Genomic DNA, 22,225 nt, shown 5'->3' on the forward strand with positions numbered 1-22,225 from the left:
AATGTAAATGCCACAGCAAGATGATAGGGCAGATAGGGTAGTTCAAGTTACTGTTGCTTCGTTATAAATGTAAACGCCACCTTGCTGAGGGCAGTAAGGTGGCGTTTGTATTATAATAAGGTAGCGTTTGTGTGGTAAGCACGCAGTTCTGGTGCTTGCTTATAGCTTGTTCTTTATCTTTTCTATATAGGCGTCGATTGCTGCAACTGCCGTGATGTTCACGATGTCGCGTACAGAACATTCGAAGTCGGTGAAGTGGATAGGCTTGTTCAGTCCCATTTGGATAGGACCTATCACCTCTGTTTCGGGACTGAAGCCTTGCAGCAGCTTGTATGCACTGTTGGCAGAGGCAAGGTTCGGGAATATGAGCGTGTTCACGTCTTTGCCTTTCAAGCGTGTGAAGGGGTACTTCTCGTCGCGCAACTTCTTGTCCAACGCAAAGTTTATCTGCATTTCTCCGTCTATCAGCCAATCGGGGTGGGCTTCCTGTGTCATAGCCAACGCCTCGCGAACCTGCTGTGGTGAGCCGCCTTCGTCGCTGCCAAAGTTGGAGAACGACACCATTGCCATAACGGGATTGTCGTTGAAGAACTTCACGGAATGGTGGGCGAGCCGTGTTATATCGACAAGCGTTTCGGTGTTTGGCATACGGTTTATCAGCGTGTCGGCAATGTAGTAGATGCCTCGTTTGGTATTCAATATGTGCATTGTGCCGAAGTGTTTGTATTCGGGACGAATGCCGATAACGTCTTTCGCCATTTTAATGGTGTCGCTGTATTTGGTGTACAGTCCTGTTATCATGGCGTCGGCATCGCCGTTTTCAACCATCGACATACCGAAATAGTTGCGTTCGTACATCTTGTCGTAAGCCTCGTCGAAGGTGTAGCCCTCGCGTGCACGCTTTTCCGCAAGGTGTTTGGCGTATGTGGCTCTGCGTCCCTGCTCTTTGTCGGCACGCATATCAATGAGCTCTATGCCTGTCAGGTCGAGCTTCAGACGGTTGGCTACACGCTTTATACGGTCGGGGTGCCCCAGCAATATGGGTTGGCAGATGCCCTCTTGCTTGGCTTGCACGGCAGCCTTGAGCATATTTTGGTGCACTCCTTCGGCAAATACGACACGCTGTGGGTGCTGTGCTGCGGTGGCGTGCAGGTAGCGTGTGAATTTCGTTTCTTGTCCGAGCAGCTGCATCAGCTTGTCTTTGTATGCCTCGAAGTCCTCTATCTGTCTTCTTGCCACGCCGCTGTCGATAGCCGCTTTCGCCACTGCTGCGCTGACAACGGTTATCAGTCGTGGGTCTACGGGCTTCGGAATGAAGTATTTCTGTCCGAAGGTAAGGTCGTTCACGTGGTAAACCTCGTTTACAATGTCGGGCACGGGCTGCTTTGCCAGTTCGGCTATGGCGTGCACGGCTGCGAGTTTCATTTCCTCGTTGATGGCTTTTGCGTGTACGTCGAGCGCACCGCGGAAGATGTAGGGGAAGCCTATGACGTTGTTGATTTGGTTCGGATAGTCCGAGCGACCAGTAGCCATAAGCACGTCGGGGCGTGCTACCATTGCGTCTTCGTACGATATTTCGGGTACTGGATTTGCCAATGCGAACACGATAGGGTTGTCGTTCATCGACTGAATCATCTCTTTCGAGAGAATGTTGCCCTTTGATAGTCCCACGAAAACATCGGCACCCTTCATCGCTTCCTCCAATGTGTGCACGTCCTTGCGGTCGGTTGCGAAGAGTTTCTTTTGCTCCGTGAGGTTCGGACGGTCGGTTGTAATGACGCCGTGAGAGTCCAACATCAGTATGTTTTCCTTCTTCAAGCCCAACGCCATATACAGTTTCGTGCACGAAATGGCAGCTGCGCCTGCGCCGTTCACCACCAGTTGCACCTTTGCGATGTCTTTTCCAGCCACTTCAAGCGCATTTTTAAGACCTGCCGAAGATATGATGGCTGTGCCGTGCTGGTCGTCGTGCATCACGGGAATGTCCAACGTGCGCTTTAGGCGTTCTTCTATTGCGAAACATTCGGGAGCCTTGATGTCCTCAAGGTTAATGCCACCAAATGTCGGAGCTATCTTTTCGACCGCTTCGCAGAACTTGTCGGGGTCGGTTTCGTCTATCTCTATATCGAACACATCTATGCCACCGTAAATCTTGAACAGCAGTCCTTTGCCCTCCATCACAGGCTTACCGCTCATCGCACCGATGTTGCCAAGTCCGAGAACGGCTGTTCCGTTCGTTATAACGGCTACAAGGTTTCCCTTGTCGGTGTACTTGTAAGCATTGTCGGGGTTTTCTTGGATTTCCAAACAAGGATATGCAACGCCTGGAGAATAGGCAAGACTCAAGTCGGTTTGTGTGCTATATGATTTTGTTGGAATTACTTCTATCTTTCCTGGGCGGCCATTCTGGTGATATTCGAGAGCCGCCTCTTTTGTTATTTTTACCATAATACGAGTTTAATACTGACTTTAATTCACTGCACAAAACTATGTAGAGATGCAAAGTTACTAAATAAAAACAACAAAAGGATTGTGTTAATGATATTATTTTTGTAATTTTGCGAATAAATAAAATACTTCACCTATGGTTATAGAGAACGATTACAAGAAAGAAGTGAAGGCGAAAATACTTGAGTTAGCCACTACAATGTTTTTCCAATATGGCATTCGTAAGGTAAAGATGGACGATATTGCAGCACGTCTGAAAATATCAAAGCGAACGCTTTACGAAATATATCAGAACAAGGAAGACTTGCTTTATGAGGTTGTTGTGCTGAACGACAAGCGTGGTTTGGAGAAACTTGAGGAGTTCGACAAGCCCGGAGTCAATGTCATCAACATCATAATACACGTGTTTAAGCTGCAAACTGAAGAGTTCAGTAGGGTGAATCCTGTTTTCTTGGAGGACATTGGGAAGTATCCAAAGTTAATGGAGTACATTCAGAACAAGCGGAAACGCAAGCGTAAACAAGTGGTGGCGTTCATAGAGCGTGGCATCAGTGAGGGGTGTTTCCTGCCCGATATAAACATAGAGATAATGAACACGCTTGCCGATGCTTCGGCACACTACATTATGAGCAACAACCTCTACAACAAATACAACATCAAGGAGATATTCAGAACTGTTGTCTTGCTGTATATAAGAGGTATATGCACCGAGAAAGGCATAAGGTTGCTTGACGAAGAAATGAAAGGTTTTTAAGACTGTTTGCTCGGTCGGGCACCTTATATATAATAGGAACGGAAACGTAAACGCCACCTTGCTGAGAGCAACAAGGTGGCGTTTATAAGTTTATAAAATAGGAGTGGCAGGATTATAACGACGTTATAGTCTTGTTATTTGTTTTACTCCCCTTATGTTTTTCAGCTTCTTTATGAGGGCGTTCAGCTTCGATGTGTCTTCAATCAGCACAACGAGGTTTCCCGAAAACAGACCGTCGTGCGAGTCAATGTTGATGGAACGCATCACAACCTTCTCTTCTTTCGACATCACATTGGTAATATTGTTCACTATTCCAATATCGTCGTGCCCAATGATGCGCAGCGTTATGCTGTAATTTGCCCCGCCTTTGCCGCTCCATTTGGCTTTCACTACACGGTAGCCGAAGCGTTTGCGCAGTTCGGGAGCGTTGGGACAGTCCTCTCGGTGTATCTTTATTCCGCCGTTCACGGTAACGAATCCGAAGATGGGGTCGCCATAAATAGGGTTGCAACACTTCGATAACGAGAAGTCGATGCCCTTTAAATTCTGGTCTATTACGAGCACGTCTTCGTTGTTCTTCAGCAGTTCTGCCGTTTCATCGGCAAGCTCGAATTTCTCAGCACTTTCGGTTTCTTTCTGCGTATTCTGATTGTGCGTCTGATTGTAGAGCTGCTGATACGTTTCTATCACGTTGTTTACATCGAGCTTTTCGTCGGCTATTTGCTTGTAGAACTCCGTAATTTCCTTGAAGCCAAGATGCTTTATAAGGTGGAAAAGCGTTTGTTCCTCTATTTCAATCTTCTTGTTCTTGAACCTTCTTTCGAGCATTTCCTTTGCATATACACCTTCTTTCACCTGCGTTTCCTTCAATGCAAGGCGTATTTTCGACTTTGCACGAGCCGATTTTGCTATGTTCAGCCATTCTTGTTTCGGCTTTTGCGTGGCTGACGTCGTTACTTCCACGGTGTCGCCGCTGTGCAGTTCGGTTCTTATAGAGGCATTCTTGCCGTTTATCTTTCCACCAACGCATTGGTTTCCAATCTTTGAATGAATGTGATAGGCAAAGTCCAACAAGGTGGCACCTTTAGGAAACTTCAGCAAATCGCCTTTCGGTGTGAACACGTAAATCTCTTTGTCGTACAGGTCGCGCTTGAACTGCGTCATCACTTCCAAGTTGTCGCCTGCCTCCAACGCCGTTCTGATAGACGCCAACCACGTGTCCATTCCTTCTTCTGCTTGTATTCCCTTGTATCGCCAGTGCGCTGCCAAGCCGTGTTCGGCAACTTCGTCCATACGTTCGGTGCGTATTTGCACCTCCACCCATTTGGTATTAGGACCTAAAACCGTAATGTGCAGACACTCGTAGCCGTTCGATTTGGGCACAGATATCCAATCGCGCAAGCGTTTGGGGTTGGGTTGATACATATCGGTTACGATAGAGTACGCCTGCCAGCACTGCATTTTCTCCTTTTGGGTAGGCGAATCCAAGATGATTCTTATGGCAAAGAGGTCGTATATGCCCTCAAACGCACACTTCTGCTTCTTCATTTTCTGCCAGATGGAGTGTATCGACTTCGTCCTGCCCTTTATATGAAAGCGCAATCCTGCATTCTGAAGCTCCTTGCTGACAGGTTCTATGAACTCCTTTATGTAGGCATCGCGTGCCTTTTTCGTTTCATTCAGTTTCTCTTTTATGTGGTAATAGGCATCGTGTTCCAAGTATTTCAGCGACAAATCTTCGAGTTCGCTCTTCAGCTGATAGAGTCCTAACTTGTGGGCGAGCGGTGCATACAGATAGTTTGCCTCCTCTGCGACCTGTCGTTGTGCCTCTTTGTTGTCGGTGTCGCGTATTTGTCGCATTAGATTCACGCGGTCGGCAATCATAATAAGTATGACGCGCATGTCTTCTGCAAACGAAAGCAAGAGATTGCGGAAGTTCTCGCTCTCGATGATAGGATTCTTTTTATACAGATTCTGAATGCGTGCCAAACCTTGAATAATCTGCGCGACACTCCTTCCGAAGTCGGTTTCTATTTGCTTTATCTCCAATGCGCCATTCTCAAAGCCTGCATAGAGCACGGTGGCAAGTACCGAATCGCGCTTCAAGCCGATGTTGCGGACAGCTATCAGTGATGTCTGCATGGCACAAAGCAACTCGCTCAGACCGAAGACATTGCGTTCCATAGCTCCCTTTTCTTCCATTAGCTTAATGTAGGAAGCCAGCTTTTCCTTGTCTTGTTCTGTTATGTCGTTCGCCAACTCTTCGTTCAATTCCTCGGTAAGAGCGTGAAAGCTTTTTAGTTCGTCGTCTGTGAAAATCATATTCGTTGCCTTTAATAATACAATACAAAGGTACAAAAAAATGCCAAATTGTTCTCTAAATTAAGAAAAAGTAAGTAAATTTGCGAAAGAGACAACAATTGCGGCACCCCTGTTTCGTTGCTGCATCTTAGTACATAAAAACTTATACTGTTATGTTAACAAAGCAAGACGAACTATTATTGAACTCAAAAGGCATCACGCTTTCCGACTTTGAAAAGCAACTTGCCGACTTTAAAAACGGTTTTCCTTTCCTTAAAATAGAGAGCGCAGCCACAGTTGGCAATGGCGTTGTGCGTTTAAAGGAAAACGAAGTAAAGGAATTTACAACAGCTTGGGACAGTTACAAAGCCGAAAAACACAAGGTCGTGAAGTTTGTTCCTGCCTCCGGAGCAGCCAGCAGAATGTTCAAAGACCTTTTCGCATTCCTCGAAGCAGCGTATGAAGTGCCTACGACCGACTTTGAAAAATTCTTTTTCGACAATCTGAAACACTTCGCTTTCTACAACGAACTGAACGAAAAGTGCAAGGCTACACACGGAAAAGACATTGCGCAACTCGTGGAAGCAGGCAACCATAAAGCCATTGTTGCAACACTCTTGCACACCGATGGACTTGACTACGGGCAGTTGCCGAAGGGCTTACTGCTATTCCACAAGTATGCCGAAGGCGAACGCACGGCAATGGAAGAACACCTTGTTGAGGCTGCCCAATACGCATCGTGCGGCGCAGAGGCACACGTTCACTTCACGGTATCGCACGAACACCTCGAACTTTTCAAGGCAAAGGCTGCCCAAAAGCAACCTATGTACGAGGAAAACCACCGCACCCACTTCTCCATAACCTTCTCCGAGCAGAAGCCAAGCACCGATACCGTAGGTGCAAACCCCGACAATACGCCTTTCCGCAACGACGACGGCTCGCTTTTGTTCCGCCCCGGTGGGCACGGTGCGCTCATTCAGAATCTTAACGACATAGATGCCGACGTGGTATTCATCAAGAATATCGACAACGTAACGCCCGACCGACTGAAACCTGAAACCGTAACGTGGAAGAAGGTAATAGCAGGCGTATTGGTAACGTTGCAGGAAAAGACTTTCGAATACGTCAGGAAACTGAAGGCTGCCGACTATACGCCAGCCGACCTGCAGTGTATGAAGAACTTCTTGGAGAACGATTTGCACTGCCGCCGCAAGGACATCGACCAGCTGAACAACGATGAATTGGCAGCCTACCTGCTCGAAAAGTTCAACCGTCCTATGCGTGTTTGCGGAATGGTAAGGAACAGCGGCGAGCCCGGTGGCGGTCCGTTCTATGCCTACAATGCCGATAACACCATCAGTTTGCAGATACTTGAAAGTTCGCAGATAGACAGCAACGACGCCGAATCGGTAAGAATGTTCAAGGAGGGAACCCACTTCAACCCCGTAGACTTGGTTTGCGCCACGAAGGACTATGCAGGAAAACCGTTCGATTTGCCACAGTTCGTAGACCCTGCCACAGGTTTCATCAGCAGCAAGTCGAAGAACGGAAAAGAGCTGAAAGCATTGGAACTCCCTGGTCTTTGGAACGGAGCAATGAGCAATTGGAACACTGTGTTCGTAGAAGTGCCCGCAATCACTTTCAATCCAGTAAAGACCGTAAACGACTTGTTGCGCGAGCAGCACCAGTAAGCAGCATAAAAGCAGTGCAATAACTGCATATAAACAGTCCCACAATCCGTAAAGATTGTGGGACTGTTGCTTTTTGGGCTATTTCTTTCGTAGGTTTTAAGAATATGTTTTATAGGCGTGGTTGTTTTAAAAAGTATTCAGCACTTTATTATTTCTTTGATTACTTTAGTAGATTGCGATGATTTTCGTTTTCAAGAACAACCATTTGCTGTATGGCAATCTTATTCAATTTGAGCAGACGCTCGCTTTGTGGTACGCCCTGTTCAATGAATACCGCATTTAGATTTTCCATATTGGAAAGACATATCAGTTCGTTTATGGTTGCATAGTCGCGTATGTTTCCTTTCTTGCCTGCATTTTCTTCACGCCATTGTTTGGCTGTCATACCGAACATAGCAACATTCAGCACGTCAGCCTCATTGGCATATATAGCATTTGCCTGTTGTGGTGTTACTTCTTCAGGAATAATATTTCGTTTAATGGCGTCGGTATGAATACGATAATTTATCTTTGACAATTCGCGTTTAGCCGACCAACCAAGCATTTTTTGCTCTTCTTCCTTTAGTCGCTGATACTCTTTAACAAGCAGTAGCTGAAATTTAGGTGAAAGCCACATTCCAAAATGATATGCTATATCGCGATGCGCGTACGTTCCGCCATATCGCCCAGCCTTGGAATAAATGCCGATAGCGTGGGTATGTTCTATCCAAGTCTTTACCGAAAGCACAAAATTGTTGCTTCCTGCAGCATCTCTAATTGTACCGAATTCGGTACAATTAAAGTCTGGGTTATACAACATTTCCCATTCGCCTAAGTATTCAATGGTGCCTTTGAGGCTTAGCCAACGGAAGATAATATGTTCTTGCATTTGGCTTCGAGCCATATCCGTCAGGCTGATATAGTCTTCATCGTTGTGTCTGACAATATTTACAGCAGTATTCTGTACATTGATTTTCACCATTTTTCTATTATTTATTTTTCAATATAATCTTATTTCGGCTAACCGAATACAAAGGTATGGAATTATTTTTGTTTGTGGCAAATGGCAATAAAGTTTTGCATAGAAACGGCTTCTATATTTGCTAAAGACATCGATTAACCGATTTTTAGCAAACCCTGCCATAGGTTTTATCAGCAGCATAGATAGGACGGTTTTAAAAGAAAACCACCTCCGTTTTGTAAAGATTATTCTGAAGAAAAACGGCAATTTCGATTTGGCATTGCGAAAGCGTAGGTTTTGCGATGCAAAACAGCCGCTTTTACCGTGCAAAACCTACGCTTTTGCAACGCAAAACAATAGGTTTTGTAAAGTGTTGATACATAGTTGGTTATGCAAAACTTTCACTTGTAAAATTTCTTTACATATTTTTAGCTTGCTTCTTCCTTAATTCAAGGATAGCCAATGTTGCTGTATGGCTATCTCTATTGCTTTGCAAAATGTTTGCTTTATGGTGCGTATAGCGTGCTTTTGCATTGTGTTTAGAGCTACGTCCGACGTACTGATAGGATACTCGTCATAGCGTCTGACAATATGAATAAACATTTTTTGTAAAATAAAATCTGCCAAAAAGAATGTTTTTTCAAAAAATATACTTATCTTTGCGAAGTGTCAAAAATTCACTTATTTGCGTTTTAAGCAGTGCGGAAGTAAACGAAATGTTGATATGCGTAAGCACTAAGTAACCTTTTTACCATTTTATTGCTTACTTTTTTTAAGAGTTATAAAACTGCTAAATTAAAGAACTAAAAACATCATTATTATGAAAAAGCATTATTTGTTGGTTCTATTTCTGTTCTTCTTCTGTGGTATGCAGGCAGACGAAGTGAAAGTTTTAGATGTAAACACCTATTCTTTGGCAATATCGCCAAATGGTAAGTATCTTGTGGGATACAATCCAACTAAAGTCCAATCAGGAGTTGGAACAGAGAGCTTCGTGTACGATGTCGGCAGCGGAAGCCTCCAATGGGTAACAGCCGACGACCCTGAGCATTGGAAAACCTGCGGTTTGTTCAGAGATGTGAACGATGCAGGCACGCTGTGTGGCTCGGTTAAGGACTTAGACCACATTATAGAATTCTACGGAACAAGTGCTCCTACCAACATTGCAGCTATATTTGAGAATGGGGAAGTTGTGAAACTCCCTTATGGAAATCTGGATATGACGAAAATAAAGCAGCACGAAGACGGAACCTTCGCAGCAGCACTGTCGAACGATGGAAAAGTCGTTGCAGGCTATTGCAAATGTTCTAATTTCGCATTCAGCTATCCTTGCAAGTGGACTCGTGGTGCAAACAACGAGTGGAAAATGGAGCAACTGCCCTTGCCCGAGAGCTATAAATACGGTCTTGCAATCAATGTGTCGTCTGACGGACGCACCATTGTGGGATTGGCAATAGAAGGAGGTAGAGCAATTGCGTGTTATTGGATAGACGGAAAATGCTATACTGTGAACTGCACGAACGAAGATGCCGAGCTGGCGAAGATGAAACAGATGCGTATGATTGATATGAGCCCCAATGGCAAGTACTTCATCTTCTCGCTTTCAAGCCGTTCCGACTACCGACTTTTCGATGTAGAGAAAGGCACATACCGCGTATTGCCCACCTTTGAGAGAAACGAAACAATGCGCATACCTACGGTTGCTGATAATGGCGACGTGTTCGGTGCAATAACTTACAGCACGGCTGGTATGGGCGAAGTTTCATACAGAAGTTTCTGGTATCAATATTCTTCAGACCGAATTTTCGATTTCACCTATTATCTATATTTGTTCAATCCTCAACTTACCATACCTTTCCCATTGAATTATGAAGACAAAGCACAGGCATTCCCGTCTGCAGTGTCGGCAAACGGAAATGTTGTTACTGGCAATAGAGACACTAATATTGCGTTTGGGCAAATTCCTAAGGCATGGGTATTGAATGTAACCAAGCGAGATGTGGAAATTCCTGCCACCCCCAATAAACCAAATGGAGGTTCAACAGGGTTACACCAAATTCAGCTTTCGTGGAAGATAGACAAGGCAACTTACAATTCATTGACGCTGAAAGGCTACAATGTGTACTGTGATGGTAAAAAGGTTGCAATCTTGAAGGAATTGCAAGACGAGATGACATTTGCGCTGAAAGATGTCTATGCAGGCTACCGTAAGTTTGCAATCGAAGCGATATACACTGACAAACAAGGAAAAGAGATGCTTTCGCCACGCTCTAATCCTGAAGTAATTGCCGTTCCTGACGACTATTCGTTCCCACTTTTCGAAAATTTCGAGAAGGGTTCGCTGAATACTAACTATTGGACGAAGAGCAAGGATTACGGCGACGATGCCGATACAGAGTGGTTGGTGGCAGCCCAAGTAGGACACGACGCCTCAATCGGACTGTCTACCGGAGTGTGCACATTCAAGCCTTACTCGTCAAGTGTGATAAGTCGTCCGCTCGATGCAACCAAGATAAACAAGGTGAAATGTTCGTTCTTGATACTTTGCAACCAAGAACCTGCACAGGGAGGCGGTGAGGTTGATTTAACCAAAGACACACTCAGCGTGGAATATACCGTAGATGGCGGAAAGTCGTGGAGCGTAGCCAAGGAATGGACAGTGAAGGAACTGCCGAACTTGGAAGGCATCTTGACGGTCGATTTAACGAAGCACGTTGCTGGCAAAGTATTCCAAGTAAGGTTCCGCAAGCACGGAAAGGGCGCAGTGTCATACTATTTCTACCTTGACAACATTATGATAGGCAGTGGCGACAACGTCGATGCACCAAAGGGATTCACAGGCAAAGTGATGAACAACGAACTCTTCCTGATGTGGAAGAACAGCCGAAACGGCTACTCGCTCAACTATCTTTCCGACCCAGAATCGCCAGGCTACACACTCGGTAATGAAGGAAAGGAACTCATCGGAGCAAACAAATTCATGCAAGGCGAGCTTGCGCCATACCACGGCAAGTACCTTACTTCGGTAACAAGCTACATCAACTACTACGACGATGCAAGCGGCGATAAGGGCATTCACGCAGCTGTTGTGGTGTTCGAAGACGGAAAACTCATCTGCGAACAGGAGATAGAGAACATCAAGTACAACGAGAATACAACCCAAAAGCTCAATCAGCCCATCAAGATTGACAGCGGAAAGGAACTGATTGTGGGCATTAAGATTCACGATTACGACGCCGAGCAGATTCCTCTGACCTACGAAAGCTCTAAATCGAGCGTAACTGGAAAGAGCGACCTCTACTCTGAAGACAACGGAAAGACTTGGAAAACCGTGCGCGACTTCTACGAAGACGACCCACAGATGGGCTCTTGCTGCTGGCGAATTACAGGCAACATAACCGACCAGCCTAACGATGCTGTCGCAGAAGAGGACAATACCCTCATCGGTTACAACGTTTTCCGCAACGGTGTGCAGCTGAACAACGTCTGCATTCCTTTCGAAGTAACACGCTATATCGACAAGCAACCACTCGACAAGGCTGAATATACCGTCGTGGCATACTACAATGACGGAAGAGAATCTTTTGCTTCTACACCGTACATACTCGACTTAACCAATGGAATAGCACCGTTGGTAAACAAGTCTGTCTTATCGGTAGACAAGTCTGCAATAAGGTTGAATGCTGAAGGAACGCTGCGCCTCTACTCTGTCGATGGGCATTTTGTAGCCAAGAGTGCCAAGGGCATTATTCCGTTAGGCAACATTTCTTCGGGCATCTACATCGTATTGGTTGAATATAATAATCAAAGATTCACCCAAAAGATTCTCATCAACAAATAAGATGAAGTAAAGAACCCCTGTTCTAAGGAACATATTACACTGCGATTGACCTTTAATTATGGCGAAACTGCCATAGTTAAAGGTCATTTGTTTTAGGCAGCTGGCAATAGTTTAAAGGGTTTCTCCCTAGAACATCTACTACCCCTAGAACCCCTAAAACCACCAACCCCGCCACCCCCGCACCCATATTTCCCCCTCCCAGCTACCCCATACTCGCCGAAAATGCCTATCTTTGCACAGCGGAACAATACTGGGCTGCCTCCCATTTGCGGCACGTTGCAGCACCCACTCCGCACAACACGCCAACTCAAAACAACTGATAACGATATGAGAAAACATCTTATCTTGCTCTGTACAGCGGCTTTCCTGTCGTCGCTGCACATCAACCGAAGCCAACAGAACCGAACGAGCCACCGCATCGAGCCGATGCAAAAGCCCCAACCACCCTTGCCGATGTCGCACTATCGGCAAAGCCGCCCTTGTGCTGCCGTCCGAATCCACGCCACAACCTCTACACTTTCCACGACGTAAAACCACTCCTATTTTGTAAAGATAATTCCATAGAAAAACCATAATTTCGATTTTACATTCCAAAAGCGGCTCTTTTGCAACGCAAAAGAGCCGCTTTTACCGTGTAAAACCTACGCTTTCGCAATGCAAAACAATAGGTTTTACAATGTGCTGATAACGAGATAGTTACGCAATAGTTTTGCTTGTGAAAAATATTTACACCTTTCTCGCCTTTTTTCACCCCTTAAAAGGCGTGTTCCCCCTTTCATTTTTACTTCCCTCAGTTCCATTCCCTTGCTTGTTAATAAGTTGTTTGTGCCTTGCAAACAGCAGGCAGATGCAACGTGGCGGCGTTAGCATTAATATATTACACCGTTGTTTTTACCTTGCAAACAGCAGGCAGATGCAACTTACTCAGGTAGAATTATTCAAGGTATATGTTGTTTTTACCTTGCAAACAGCAGGCAGATGCAACGCAGCCAATTTTGAAATCAAACACAATGGCGTTGTTTTTACCTTGCAAACAGCAGGCAGATGCAACAAAGAAGCGTAACTCTCTTTTCAAAAGCTCGTTGTTTTTACCTTGCAAACAGCAGGCAGATGCAACACAAAAGAACAACTAAAAAAAAGCGTTGAAGTTGTTTTTACCTTGCAAACAGCAGGCAGATGCAACTTAACCGATAGAGAGTTATTCTTACTCAGAGTTGTTTTTACCTTGCAAACAGCAGGCAGATGCAACCAATCGGTAGCTATTGCACCGTCTTAGGTGTTGTTTTTACCTTGCAAACAGCAGGCAGATGCAACTTACAGTATGCTCAAGAAATGGGTTATGAGGTTGTTTTTACCTTGCAAATAGCAGGCAGATGCAACTGTATTGCAGAACCGACACTTGCGGGTGCAGTTGTTTTTACCTTGCAAATAGCAGGCAGATGCAACCAAAACGAACTTTTAAATATAAAATGTCATGTTGTTTGTGCCTTGCAAACAGCAGGCAGATGCAACCTTTTGCAGGTGGTATGATAAGTTTTTTAGTTGTTTTTACCTTGCAAACAGCAGGCAGATGCAACTTGAAAATAAAAAACTTAAATTATTAATCGTTGTTTTTACCTTGCAAACAGCAGGCAGATGCCACCGCACCTAACCTAACTGTCTGATTCTTATATGTTTTGTTTCTTTCTTTTCCACCAGTATTTTTTTCCTTTCTTATTATGGTTATATAAATTTCGTTGTTGTAAATCTATATCTTTTCTGATTTGTATTGAGAGGCTCTGGTTAATTTCTATCATTTCCTTTACAACCTCCCGATTATGTATCATTATCTTCTCATCAGGGTTGTTCTTTTCAGCAAGCAAAAGTTTATGAACAAGGGTTCTATATTTAAATATCAGCGACATAACCTCTTTTGATAGATAGATGCCATTGCCTTTGTTGTATACCTCTTCGGTTAGCTCTTTGAAGAATTGGCGTATATTGGCTTGTCTGAAGTAATAAGTTTTCTCTCCGCCATCCTTAGGCTGTTCCCACACCAGTATGCAGTCGTCATTTTCTGTGTCTGTGGTAAACCTAAGCAATTTATAAATGCTTTGGTGTGCCTTCAGTATAGCTTCATAGTGCGCACGTTTAATGTTCTCAATACTCTCTTCACGTAGCTTCTTGATAGCATTGCGATACGTTCGGTAGCCTGCAAAAATGATAGTTGCCGAGCTAAATAAGGAAGTAATTAAAGCAATAATCATATCTTGTAATATTGATGTACAGTCCATAATCTTATTCTTTAGTTTCTATTGGCTTTTCTATTTCTATTATTTTTTCTATCGTTTTGTGGGTTTTATCCTTCAGCTGATTGGCAATACCAAGTCCCTTTTCTTCAGAAGTATTAGCAGAAGAAAGGCTGAATGGATTAATGTTTGCGAATGCTATTCTATTGCGCATTGGGTATTGGTTGTGCGAAAAGGCATTCCGTACGGCAATAAGGAGGTCTACGTCGTTCTGGAAACTTGCTTTGTCTGGCTCGCCTTTGAGTTCCAGCCAATCAGTAAGCATTTTGTTGAAGTTGTCGGTGTCCAAGCTATTGTATTTGTCTATCAGCGTTTTTTCTAACGCCAACATATCTTTGATAATTTCTATTCTTGCTTTTTGATACTCTCCGAGTTCATATTCTACACGCAATTTACTGATAGTATTACTCTTCGATTCTGCTTTAGAAGGAGTTTTAACGAACGAGAATAGACCACCCAATCTGCGGTCTCTTTCCAAAGCTTTGAAGTTGCCTTGTTTTAAGAGTTTAGTTCCTTTTTCTTCAATGTAAACGGTAAAAAAAGTATTCCTTCTTATCTTCTTCTTTTTGTTCTTAGAGAAGTTTTCTCTCCCATATACTTTAATAGGTAATCGCATTGGCATTATCCTATTCAGAATATTGTTCTTTTCCTTTATATTCTTTTCTTCTCCGTTCTTTTCTTCTGTATTTTTTTCTTTTTTTGTTGTATTTGTATTAATATTCTTTAAATATATTTTTTCGACGTTTAGTTCCTTTATCTTCTTTTTATTAAACAGCTCCATACACAACAACCACGTTACGATGTCTTGGTTTCGCACAAGTCGTAGCTCCCGTTCAAACTTATTCCAAGATTTAAATTCGAGATAAGAAGGGTTTTCTTCTTTTTCCTTGTCCGTCATCTTCTTGAACTCGTCTTTCTTCTTACGCAATAGTTCTCTACGTTCCTCACAATTTAAGAAATTCTTTTCATCGGGTTTGTTTATGTTACCAACGTTAAAATGATAGTTGTAAAATGGCTGTACGCTGTCCTTATATTCTTCACTGAAGAACAAAGGAATTACTTTTGCAACCAAGCCAACTCTTTTTAACTCGGCTACTGTTATGTTTTCCCGATGCTTCATAAACCATTTCCTTATGGGTTCCGTAAAGATTCCACGTGGTAGATTAAAGCCGTTCTTCCACCCTTGCACCAATGTTTTGGGCTTGGTCTTTGGCTCTTTAAGCTTAAGGAAGTATTGGTTCTTCTCCCAATCTTCTGGCTTTAGACTTTCAAGAAAGTTTTTCTTTGCTTCCAAATAGCTGCGATAGAAAGACAAGATATTGTTGCACTTTTCCCACTCGGTATCCTTCAAGAATGGGTGAGGGTTGCTACTCTCTATGAGCTTCGTTTGTTTGAAGTAAGGGGCAAGGCGTTCGTGTTCGCTGCCGAAGAATGCAAGCGTACGTTGCAACAGCTGATATTCTGTGCTGTTGGCTTTACTGTTGTTCAGTGGTTTGCCCTCATTGTCTTTTTGAACAGGCTGAAAACGCATCATATCGTTTACCAACCAGCTGGCAATCTTGCCAGATTTCAATGAGCTGTTCTTTCTTTCAACGTTTTCTATCTCTTCATTTATTTGATTATCAAGAGATTCAAGGCTCTTTTGGACATCAACTAACATTTCTTCTTGTTTGCGTTCCGCCTCTGTTGCCATAACTTTATGCTCATCTTTCAATATGGCAATCATTTGTTTGGGCAGATGTCCTATTTCAATATCTTTGCCTTTACAGTATTCTTCTAACTCGTCTATGCTTTTTATCTCACCATTGGCAAAAGTATCGTAAAGAGCATATATTTCTGTTATTTTATTCTCAATGATTTCTTCTATCTTATGTTTTTCCTGTTTATCGTTTTTATTTTCTTTCTTCTTTGTTTCTATTTCATTGTCATTATCAGTGTTTTCCGTCTTTAACAACAGATAGTAGAACATCATTGGCAATAGTTCGTGTACACTTAGGAAAGCCTCTGCTTGGAATGATTTATCAAGTTTATACTTACTTTTTTCATTCTTTTCGCTATTTGTTTTGAGCGATGGCCAAATTTTATCGTTATCATTCCTAAATCTAATGCCTATCTTTTGGTTCTCCAAATGATAATGCGGTGTGGTTTCTGGGATATACGGCTCTTTTGAAGTTTCGAAAGAGTTGAAAGTCTTTACAAATTTTCTCCATTCATCGGGGCGATTCTGCTTGGTAAATTCTTGTATGCGTTCAAAACCATACAGCTTATGCGTAAGATGATGGCTTTCTTTATAATCACCGATTTGTTTCTTATAAATGGAGAAGTGATAGGTGCCCAAGTCTATTTGGAAACGAAGATTTGTGAATATCTCGTTATAGTCGAAATAGCGCAATGCAAAGTAAGGGAAACGGTCTTGGTGTCTTACCAATGTGTTTTTGAAAGGCTCTTGCTCTGCGTCGTAGTCTTCGTCTGCGATTTCGATGGGAACTCTGAACTTTTCTCTGTCCTCTTCTCGCAGGCGTTCGTACAGCGATTTGGGGCAACGTATCAGCTCGTTGAGCATATCGAGCAATATCCAGTCTTGTGTTTGTGTGCTTTGCAATCGTAGTTTTGGCAAGAGCATTCGGCTCCTGCAAAACACTTCATTGGTCATTTTCTTTTTGTTTTCCCTATTGTCTTTAAAGCCTCTAAGCTTTTGCTGCATCCATATTGCATCTTTCTTTTCAAGGAATAAGGATACAAAGAAGAGCAAACCACTTTCAGTTATGTTTCCTTCGTTATCTTTTGTAAAATAATAATTGAATTCTTCTTCTGTTCTGTCAAGATGCTTGAAGTCTTCGTCAGGGTTTATATCTTTGTTATATTGGTAATCTTCTTTTACTAAGCGGATACTTGCGTTAAAGATATTATACATCTTTTCCAATAATCCTTCCTCAAACTTTGGTCTTTCTAAAGATTTAGAATGCTTGTAGTGGGAATAATGATTTCTTAGGTCTCGAAGTTTATATATAAAAACAAAAAAAGACTTTCTCAGACTTTCAAGAGATTGGGCTTCGGCTTGTTTCTCTTCTTTTTGTTTTGTGGTATCGGTAGGATTCAGTCGATATGTCGCAGCTTCCAAGAATGGGAAGTGTTTTATTATCAGTTTGCTTAGTCGGTCTTTCTTATTAATATCTTTAATTTCGTTCCAAGTATTCTTAAGGGTAGTTTCGTATCCGTCACGGTTGATTTCGCCTTCTTCCAGTATCTTGTTAATGTGGTTCACTGTAATATAGACATTGTGGCGTGCCAAATTAAGGAACGCCGCCCAAAAATGCTTATCTTTTAACTCGTAGCGAATTGAGTCTGTGGTTTTCTTGTCGTCTTCCATTTTCACTATGTATGATTTTATTTTAATATTTTATAAAGGCTTGAGCAATGGTAAATTGCTTAGGTTCTTGCCCAATTGTAAAACTCGCCTGTCTTAGCATTGCGATGTAAGAACGGCGAATGATACAACTGATATGGCAAAGATACAAATAAAATCAGATAAACAAACGCCTTTTGTAAGAATTTTCTCGATTATGGAGAAGTTTGAAAATACAGTCAGTACCTGCAATGGGCTATGCGCTTTTTATCTGTCTTGAAGATTGTATGGAGGTCTTTTCCTTTAGAAAGATATGTCGATGCCAGCATCAACGGCAGTATAATTCTTGCGTATGGGCACGATGGGGGCGGTGTCGTAGATGATGCGGTAGGTGCCACGGACGCCAATTTTAGGTGTGATGCGGTAGGCAAGGTCTACTGCGCCGCCAAATCGGGCACTCTTGAAATAGCTGTTGGGCTTAGCTTGGTGGATAGCCGTGGCGGTTATTTCCCAATGTTCTCCGAGCGAAAGTCTGTAACTAAGCGACAAATGGCTCTTTACGCTGCGGCTGTAAGCGTGAGGGTTTGTGCCTGCGGGTGGGTTGGGATATTCCCATTTCTCGAACTCATAGAACAAGCCTATGGCTGCAAACATAAGGCTGTGTTCGGTGTTCACCAATCGGTAGCGCGACTGTAATCCGGTAGAAACCTTGAAAGTCATGCCACGGCTGCCTGCCCATTGCGATTCTACATAGGGGTAAACCTCAAAAGCGTGCTGGAGCAAGTAGCGGTATTCGGCGTGTACGTAGCCTCCGCTCACAGTGATTTCCTTGCCATAAGTCGAAAATTCGAGCTTGTTTATAAGGTTTACTACACGGTTTCGCTTTATCAACAAATTGAGATTGGCTGTATTCTTAAGCGTGAGAACGTTCTCTTTCTCGGTTTTGAAATCGATCACAGGCTGCAACGAACCTTGTATGGTTTTTGCACTGTCGATGCTCATCGTCAGGTTTTCAGAGAAAAGCATCTGTGCTTGTGCGGGAAGCGAAGCCATTATGCAAATCAGCATGTAGGCACACCGCTTTGCATAGACCTTCTTGTTATGGGCTTGTTGAAATAGAAATGCAAATAAATAAAAAAATATATTGCCGTTTTTCTCGTCGTAGTTGGGGTGTTTTAATCCTTTTTCTTTAATCATTTTTACCTATTTTATTGTTTGTTTTTTATTCATATTAGTTGCAAAAGTAAAGATAATATTCTGTTTAGATGCAATATTGTTCTAAATATTTAACGGCGAAGCATATATTTGGATAAAAATTTGCGTGTTAAGAAAAACATATTTACCTTTGCAGTATTAATAAAATTAACAAAGAAATGAAAAGATTATTTTTAATTGGGATAATGGCTTTAGCAGCCGTTTCTGGCTTTGCGCAAGATGTAAATAGAGTGGATAAGTTGAAGGAACAACAGAAAGTGTTGGACTTAACCTCTAAATTAAACAAACTTCAGCTCGACTTAGAGAAAGAGAAGGCTACCTACAACGACCTTGTAAACAAGGCATCTGAAGTGAATGCAGAGGCAAATGTTGTAACAACAGAATTTAATTCGTCGGACGCAAAGAGCACCGTAAAAGATGCAAAGGAGACGATTAAGGTTTTGAAAGAAGCAAAGGCTGTTAACAAGAAGTTGAAGAATGCTCAGAAAAAAACGAGTAAAATGGAAAAGAAAATAGCCAAATTGCAGGCTCGCATAGACGACTTAAACAAGAGAATTAAGTTTGTAGACCAATAATATTGACACCGAGCGCAGCATATAGTGCGTTTGGGTTATATACATTTATATTGCAGATAAGTGCCCTATATTCTCTTTCATAGAGGATATAGGGCTATTTCTTTCTATGGTTTTTGCTTTTGGAAGAAGAAGAGTTGCTCGTTTGCTGCTAAAACGGCACTTCTTTCTTAGTCTTACAGCCTTTTTTATCTATTCCAAAACGCTTATAAAGATAATTTTGCCAACAAACTTTCGAATTTCTGAAGGCAACATTTGAAGCCCCTATATAATATAAGGTGTAAATTCGTTCTATTTGTTAAGTAACTTGAAAATTTTATTTTCATCGAAATTTTCTTCTTAAAACATTTGGTTCGTATGTTTTTTTGTTCTACCTTTGCACTCGCTTTCAAGAAATGCCGCCCTGCGGTTTCTTTTTAGCGGATTCGTTCTTTGAAAAGATTTACATATACAGAGAAGTAGTACAAGAAGCGTCTGCCTCGTCTTTTGATGTTGGCAGATGGGTAAAAGAAACGTCCTATCATTTTTCTTGATTTTGGTGTTTTGAACTTGATACTTCGGATGAAGGTTCTGAGCAGAGACAAATTGAATGCGTCGCTCGCTTATGGGACGATGGGATTTTTCCCATTGTTGTTTATGAGTGTCCGCGATTGCGTTTTCTTTATATGATTTTTTACAATGGAGAGTTTGATCCTGGCTCAGGATGAACGCTAGCTATAGGCTTAACACATGCAAGTCGAGGGGAAACGGCATTATGTGCTTGCACATTCTGGACGTCGACCGGCGCACGGGTGAGTATCGCGTATCCAACCTTCCCTCCACTCGGGGATACCCCGTTGAAAGACGGCCTAATACCCGATGTTGTCCACATATGGCATCTGACGTGGACCAAAGATTCATCGGTGGAGGATGGGGATGCGTCTGATTAGCTTGTTGGTGCGGGTAACGGCCCACCAAGGCTACGATCAGTAGGGGTTCTGAGAGGAAGGTCCCCCACATTGGAACTGAGACACGGTCCAAACTCCTACGGGAGGCAGCAGTGAGGAATATTGGTCAATGGACGTAAGTCTGAACCAGCCAAGTAGCGTGCAGGATTGACGGCCCTATGGGTTGTAAACTGCTTTTGTTGGGGAGTAAAGCGGGGCACGTGTGCCCCTTTGCATTTACCCTTCGAATAAGGACCGGCTAATTCCGTGCCAGCAGCCGCGGTAATACGGAAGGTCCAGGCGTTATCCGGATTTATTGGGTTTAAAGGGAGTGTAGGCGGTCTGTTAAGCGTGTTGTGAAATTTAGGTGCTCAACATCTACCTTGCAGCGCGAACTGGCGGACTTGAGTGCACGCAACGTATGCGGAATTCATGGTGTAGCGGTGAAATGCTTAGATATCATGACGAACTCCGATTGCGAAGGCAGCGTACGGGAGTGTTACTGACGCTTAAGCTCGAAGGTGCGGGTATCGAACAGGATTAGATACCCTGGTAGTCCGCACGGTAAACGATGGATGCCCGCTGTTAGCGCCTGGCGTTAGCGGCTAAGCGAAAGCATTAAGCATCCCACCTGGGGAGTACGCCGGCAACGGTGAAACTCAAAGGAATTGACGGGGGCCCGCACAAGCGGAGGAACATGTGGTTTAATTCGATGATACGCGAGGAACCTTACCCGGGCTTGAATTGCAGACGCAGGATACAGAGATGTTGACTCCCTTCGGGGCGTCTGTGAAGGTGCTGCATGGTTGTCGTCAGCTCGTGCCGTGAGGTGTCGGCTTAAGTGCCATAACGAGCGCAACCCCTTTCCTTAGTTGCCATCAGGTGATGCTGGGCACTCTGGGGATACTGCCACCGCAAGGTGTGAGGAAGGTGGGGATGACGTCAAATCAGCACGGCCCTTACGTCCGGGGCTACACACGTGTTACAATGGCCGGTACAGAGGGACGGTGCGATGCAAATCGCATCCAATCTTGAAAGCCGGTCCCAGTTCGGACTGAGGTCTGCAACCCGACCTCACGAAGCTGGATTCGCTAGTAATCGCGCATCAGCCATGGCGCGGTGAATACGTTCCCGGGCCTTGTACACACCGCCCGTCAAGCCATGAAAGCCGGGGGTGCCTGAAGTTCGTAACCGCGAGGAGCGACCTAGGGCAAAACTGGTGATTGGGGCTAAGTCGTAACAAGGTAGCCGTACCGGAAGGTGCGGCTGGAACACCTCCTTTCTGGATTGGGCTTTTGTTTGTTCGTATCTTATATTGTTCGATACACTTTTTTTGAGAGAGGGATATGGAGTTTCCCTTCTTGTACCTGCGTCTTTGTTTACATATATGGAAATGAAGGAAGCCGTGGTAGTAGCCTGGAGGCTCTTACCCAACTCAGTCCTATAGCTCAGTTGGTTAGAGCGCCACACTGATAATGTGGAGGTCGGCAGTTCAAGTCTGCCTGGGACTACACTTCTTTTATGTTCTTTTCGGGGGATTAGCTCAGCTGGCTAGAGCACCTGCTTTGCAAGCAGGGGGTCAACGGTTCGAATCCGTTATTCTCCACTTTTTCGATGCATCTCATGCTTCATGCGTTTTGTTGCATTGACATCGTTCTTTGACTTATTGACACAAGCAAGACTGTAAAGTAAGACATTTCATTCCGCTTTTTTGTGGAGTGGTTATAGATTTCAAGATACAGCTGAAAGTATGAGCAACCCTGTGGCGCGTATTTCATATATGTGCCACTTGGCGAATAGAAAGTAACTAAGGGCGTATGGCGGATGCCTAGGCTCACGGAGGCGATGAAGGACGTGATAAGCTGCGATAAGCTCCGGGTAGGTGCAAATGACCTTTGATCCG

At 43.6% G+C, this 22,225-nt stretch carries 11 protein-coding genes, 2 tRNA genes, 2 rRNA genes and 1 CRISPR repeat array (1 of these 16 cut by a window edge); of the genes, 9 read left to right on the forward strand and 6 right to left on the reverse strand.

Annotated elements, in window-relative coordinates:
- Positions 1 to 159 precede the first annotated feature (159 nt).
- Complete coding sequence (locus BWX39_RS09335) at positions 160 to 2,448, reverse strand: NADP-dependent malic enzyme (RefSeq protein ID WP_028906388.1); 2,289 nt, start codon at positions 2,446 to 2,448, stop codon at positions 160 to 162.
- 136 nt (positions 2,449 to 2,584) lie between these two features.
- On the opposite strand from BWX39_RS09335, the gene BWX39_RS09340 reads away from it, so the two are divergent.
- Positions 2,585 to 3,202 (forward strand): TetR/AcrR family transcriptional regulator, encoded by a 618-nt coding sequence (locus tag BWX39_RS09340; RefSeq protein ID WP_028906389.1) that lies wholly within the window; start codon positions 2,585 to 2,587, stop codon positions 3,200 to 3,202.
- A gap of 123 nt (positions 3,203 to 3,325) precedes the next feature.
- On the opposite strand, the gene BWX39_RS09345 is transcribed toward BWX39_RS09340, so the two are convergent.
- Positions 3,326 to 5,524: a RelA/SpoT family protein gene (locus tag BWX39_RS09345; protein WP_028906390.1), complete on the reverse strand. Its 2,199-nt coding sequence runs from the start codon at positions 5,522 to 5,524 to the stop codon at positions 3,326 to 3,328.
- Positions 5,525 to 5,676: 152 nt separating this feature from the next.
- On the opposite strand from BWX39_RS09345, the gene BWX39_RS09350 reads away from it, so the two are divergent.
- A complete protein-coding gene (locus BWX39_RS09350; protein WP_028906391.1) occupies positions 5,677 to 7,194 on the forward strand; it encodes a DUF4301 family protein in 1,518 nt (505 codons plus the stop codon).
- 160 nt (positions 7,195 to 7,354) lie between these two features.
- On the opposite strand, the gene BWX39_RS09355 is transcribed toward BWX39_RS09350, so the two are convergent.
- Positions 7,355 to 8,155 (reverse strand): KilA-N domain-containing protein, encoded by an 801-nt coding sequence (locus BWX39_RS09355; protein ID WP_028906392.1) that lies wholly within the window; start codon positions 8,153 to 8,155, stop codon positions 7,355 to 7,357.
- 799 nt (positions 8,156 to 8,954) lie between these two features.
- Between BWX39_RS09355 and BWX39_RS09365 the strand changes: the two genes are divergently transcribed.
- The gene (locus BWX39_RS09365) at positions 8,955 to 11,975 is read left to right on the forward strand and encodes a T9SS type A sorting domain-containing protein (RefSeq protein WP_028906393.1); all 3,021 of its coding nucleotides are present in this window, start codon (positions 8,955 to 8,957) and stop codon (positions 11,973 to 11,975) included.
- Positions 11,976 to 12,302: 327 nt separating this feature from the next.
- Positions 12,303 to 12,506: a hypothetical protein gene (locus BWX39_RS12175; RefSeq protein WP_147285772.1), complete on the forward strand. Its 204-nt coding sequence runs from the start codon at positions 12,303 to 12,305 to the stop codon at positions 12,504 to 12,506.
- A 287-nt stretch (positions 12,507 to 12,793) separates the two neighbouring features.
- Positions 12,794 to 13,617: direct repeats of the CRISPR family, unit length 36 nt; unit sequence GTTGTTTTTACCTTGCAAACAGCAGGCAGATGCAAC.
- A gap of 25 nt (positions 13,618 to 13,642) precedes the next feature.
- Here BWX39_RS12175 and csx28 read toward each other — a convergent pair.
- From csx28 to BWX39_RS09385, 3 genes are all read right to left on the reverse strand, one after another.
- Positions 13,643 to 14,221: a type VI-B CRISPR accessory protein Csx28 gene (gene csx28, locus BWX39_RS09375; protein WP_050795200.1), complete on the reverse strand. Its 579-nt coding sequence runs from the start codon at positions 14,219 to 14,221 to the stop codon at positions 13,643 to 13,645.
- Positions 14,222 to 14,252: 31 nt separating this feature from the next.
- The gene (cas13b, locus tag BWX39_RS09380; protein WP_036860899.1) at positions 14,253 to 17,633 is read right to left on the reverse strand and encodes a type VI-B CRISPR-associated RNA-guided ribonuclease Cas13b; all 3,381 of its coding nucleotides are present in this window, start codon (positions 17,631 to 17,633) and stop codon (positions 14,253 to 14,255) included.
- 279 nt (positions 17,634 to 17,912) lie between these two features.
- The gene (locus BWX39_RS09385; RefSeq protein ID WP_028906396.1) at positions 17,913 to 18,806 is read right to left on the reverse strand and encodes a DUF481 domain-containing protein; all 894 of its coding nucleotides are present in this window, start codon (positions 18,804 to 18,806) and stop codon (positions 17,913 to 17,915) included.
- A gap of 176 nt (positions 18,807 to 18,982) precedes the next feature.
- Here BWX39_RS09385 and BWX39_RS09390 point away from each other — a divergent pair, with 176 nt between their 5' ends.
- From BWX39_RS09390 to BWX39_RS09410, 5 genes are all read left to right on the forward strand, one after another.
- A complete protein-coding gene (locus BWX39_RS09390; RefSeq protein WP_028906397.1) occupies positions 18,983 to 19,399 on the forward strand; it encodes a hypothetical protein in 417 nt (138 codons plus the stop codon).
- A 672-nt stretch (positions 19,400 to 20,071) separates the two neighbouring features.
- Positions 20,072 to 21,604: ribosomal RNA gene (locus tag BWX39_RS09395) — 16S ribosomal RNA — on the forward strand.
- Between the two features lie 155 nt (positions 21,605 to 21,759).
- Positions 21,760 to 21,833 (forward strand) — tRNA-Ile (locus BWX39_RS09400).
- A gap of 21 nt (positions 21,834 to 21,854) precedes the next feature.
- Positions 21,855 to 21,928: transfer RNA gene (locus BWX39_RS09405), tRNA-Ala, on the forward strand.
- Between the two features lie 191 nt (positions 21,929 to 22,119).
- A 23S ribosomal RNA gene (locus tag BWX39_RS09410) occupies positions 22,120 to 22,225 on the forward strand (it continues 2,801 nt past the right edge of the window).
- Together the 16S and 23S rRNA genes with 2 tRNA genes alongside form the textbook arrangement of a ribosomal RNA operon.

This window comes from Prevotella intermedia ATCC 25611 = DSM 20706 (assembly GCF_001953955.1).
Lineage (GTDB): Bacteria > Bacteroidota > Bacteroidia > Bacteroidales > Bacteroidaceae > Prevotella > Prevotella intermedia.

Bases quoted from the DNA above. Each gene is read 5' to 3' on its own strand.
- BWX39_RS09355 (WP_028906392.1), bottom strand. From the start codon at position 8,155: ATGGTGAAAATCAATGTACAGAATACTGCTGTAAATATTGTCAGACAC.
- csx28 (WP_050795200.1), bottom strand. From the start codon at position 14,221: ATGATTATTGCTTTAATTACTTCCTTATTTAGCTCGGCAACTATCATT.
- BWX39_RS09335 (WP_028906388.1), bottom strand. From the start codon at position 2,448: ATGGTAAAAATAACAAAAGAGGCGGCTCTCGAATATCACCAGAATGGC.
- BWX39_RS12175 (WP_147285772.1), top strand. From the start codon at position 12,303: ATGAGAAAACATCTTATCTTGCTCTGTACAGCGGCTTTCCTGTCGTCG.
- BWX39_RS09385 (WP_028906396.1), bottom strand. From the start codon at position 18,806: ATGATTAAAGAAAAAGGATTAAAACACCCCAACTACGACGAGAAAAAC.
- BWX39_RS09365 (WP_028906393.1), top strand. From the start codon at position 8,955: ATGAAAAAGCATTATTTGTTGGTTCTATTTCTGTTCTTCTTCTGTGGT.
- BWX39_RS09390 (WP_028906397.1), top strand. From the start codon at position 18,983: ATGAAAAGATTATTTTTAATTGGGATAATGGCTTTAGCAGCCGTTTCT.
- BWX39_RS09340 (WP_028906389.1), top strand. From the start codon at position 2,585: ATGGTTATAGAGAACGATTACAAGAAAGAAGTGAAGGCGAAAATACTT.
- BWX39_RS09345 (WP_028906390.1), bottom strand. From the start codon at position 5,524: ATGATTTTCACAGACGACGAACTAAAAAGCTTTCACGCTCTTACCGAG.
- cas13b (WP_036860899.1), bottom strand. From the start codon at position 17,633: ATGGAAGACGACAAGAAAACCACAGACTCAATTCGCTACGAGTTAAAA.
- BWX39_RS09350 (WP_028906391.1), top strand. From the start codon at position 5,677: ATGTTAACAAAGCAAGACGAACTATTATTGAACTCAAAAGGCATCACG.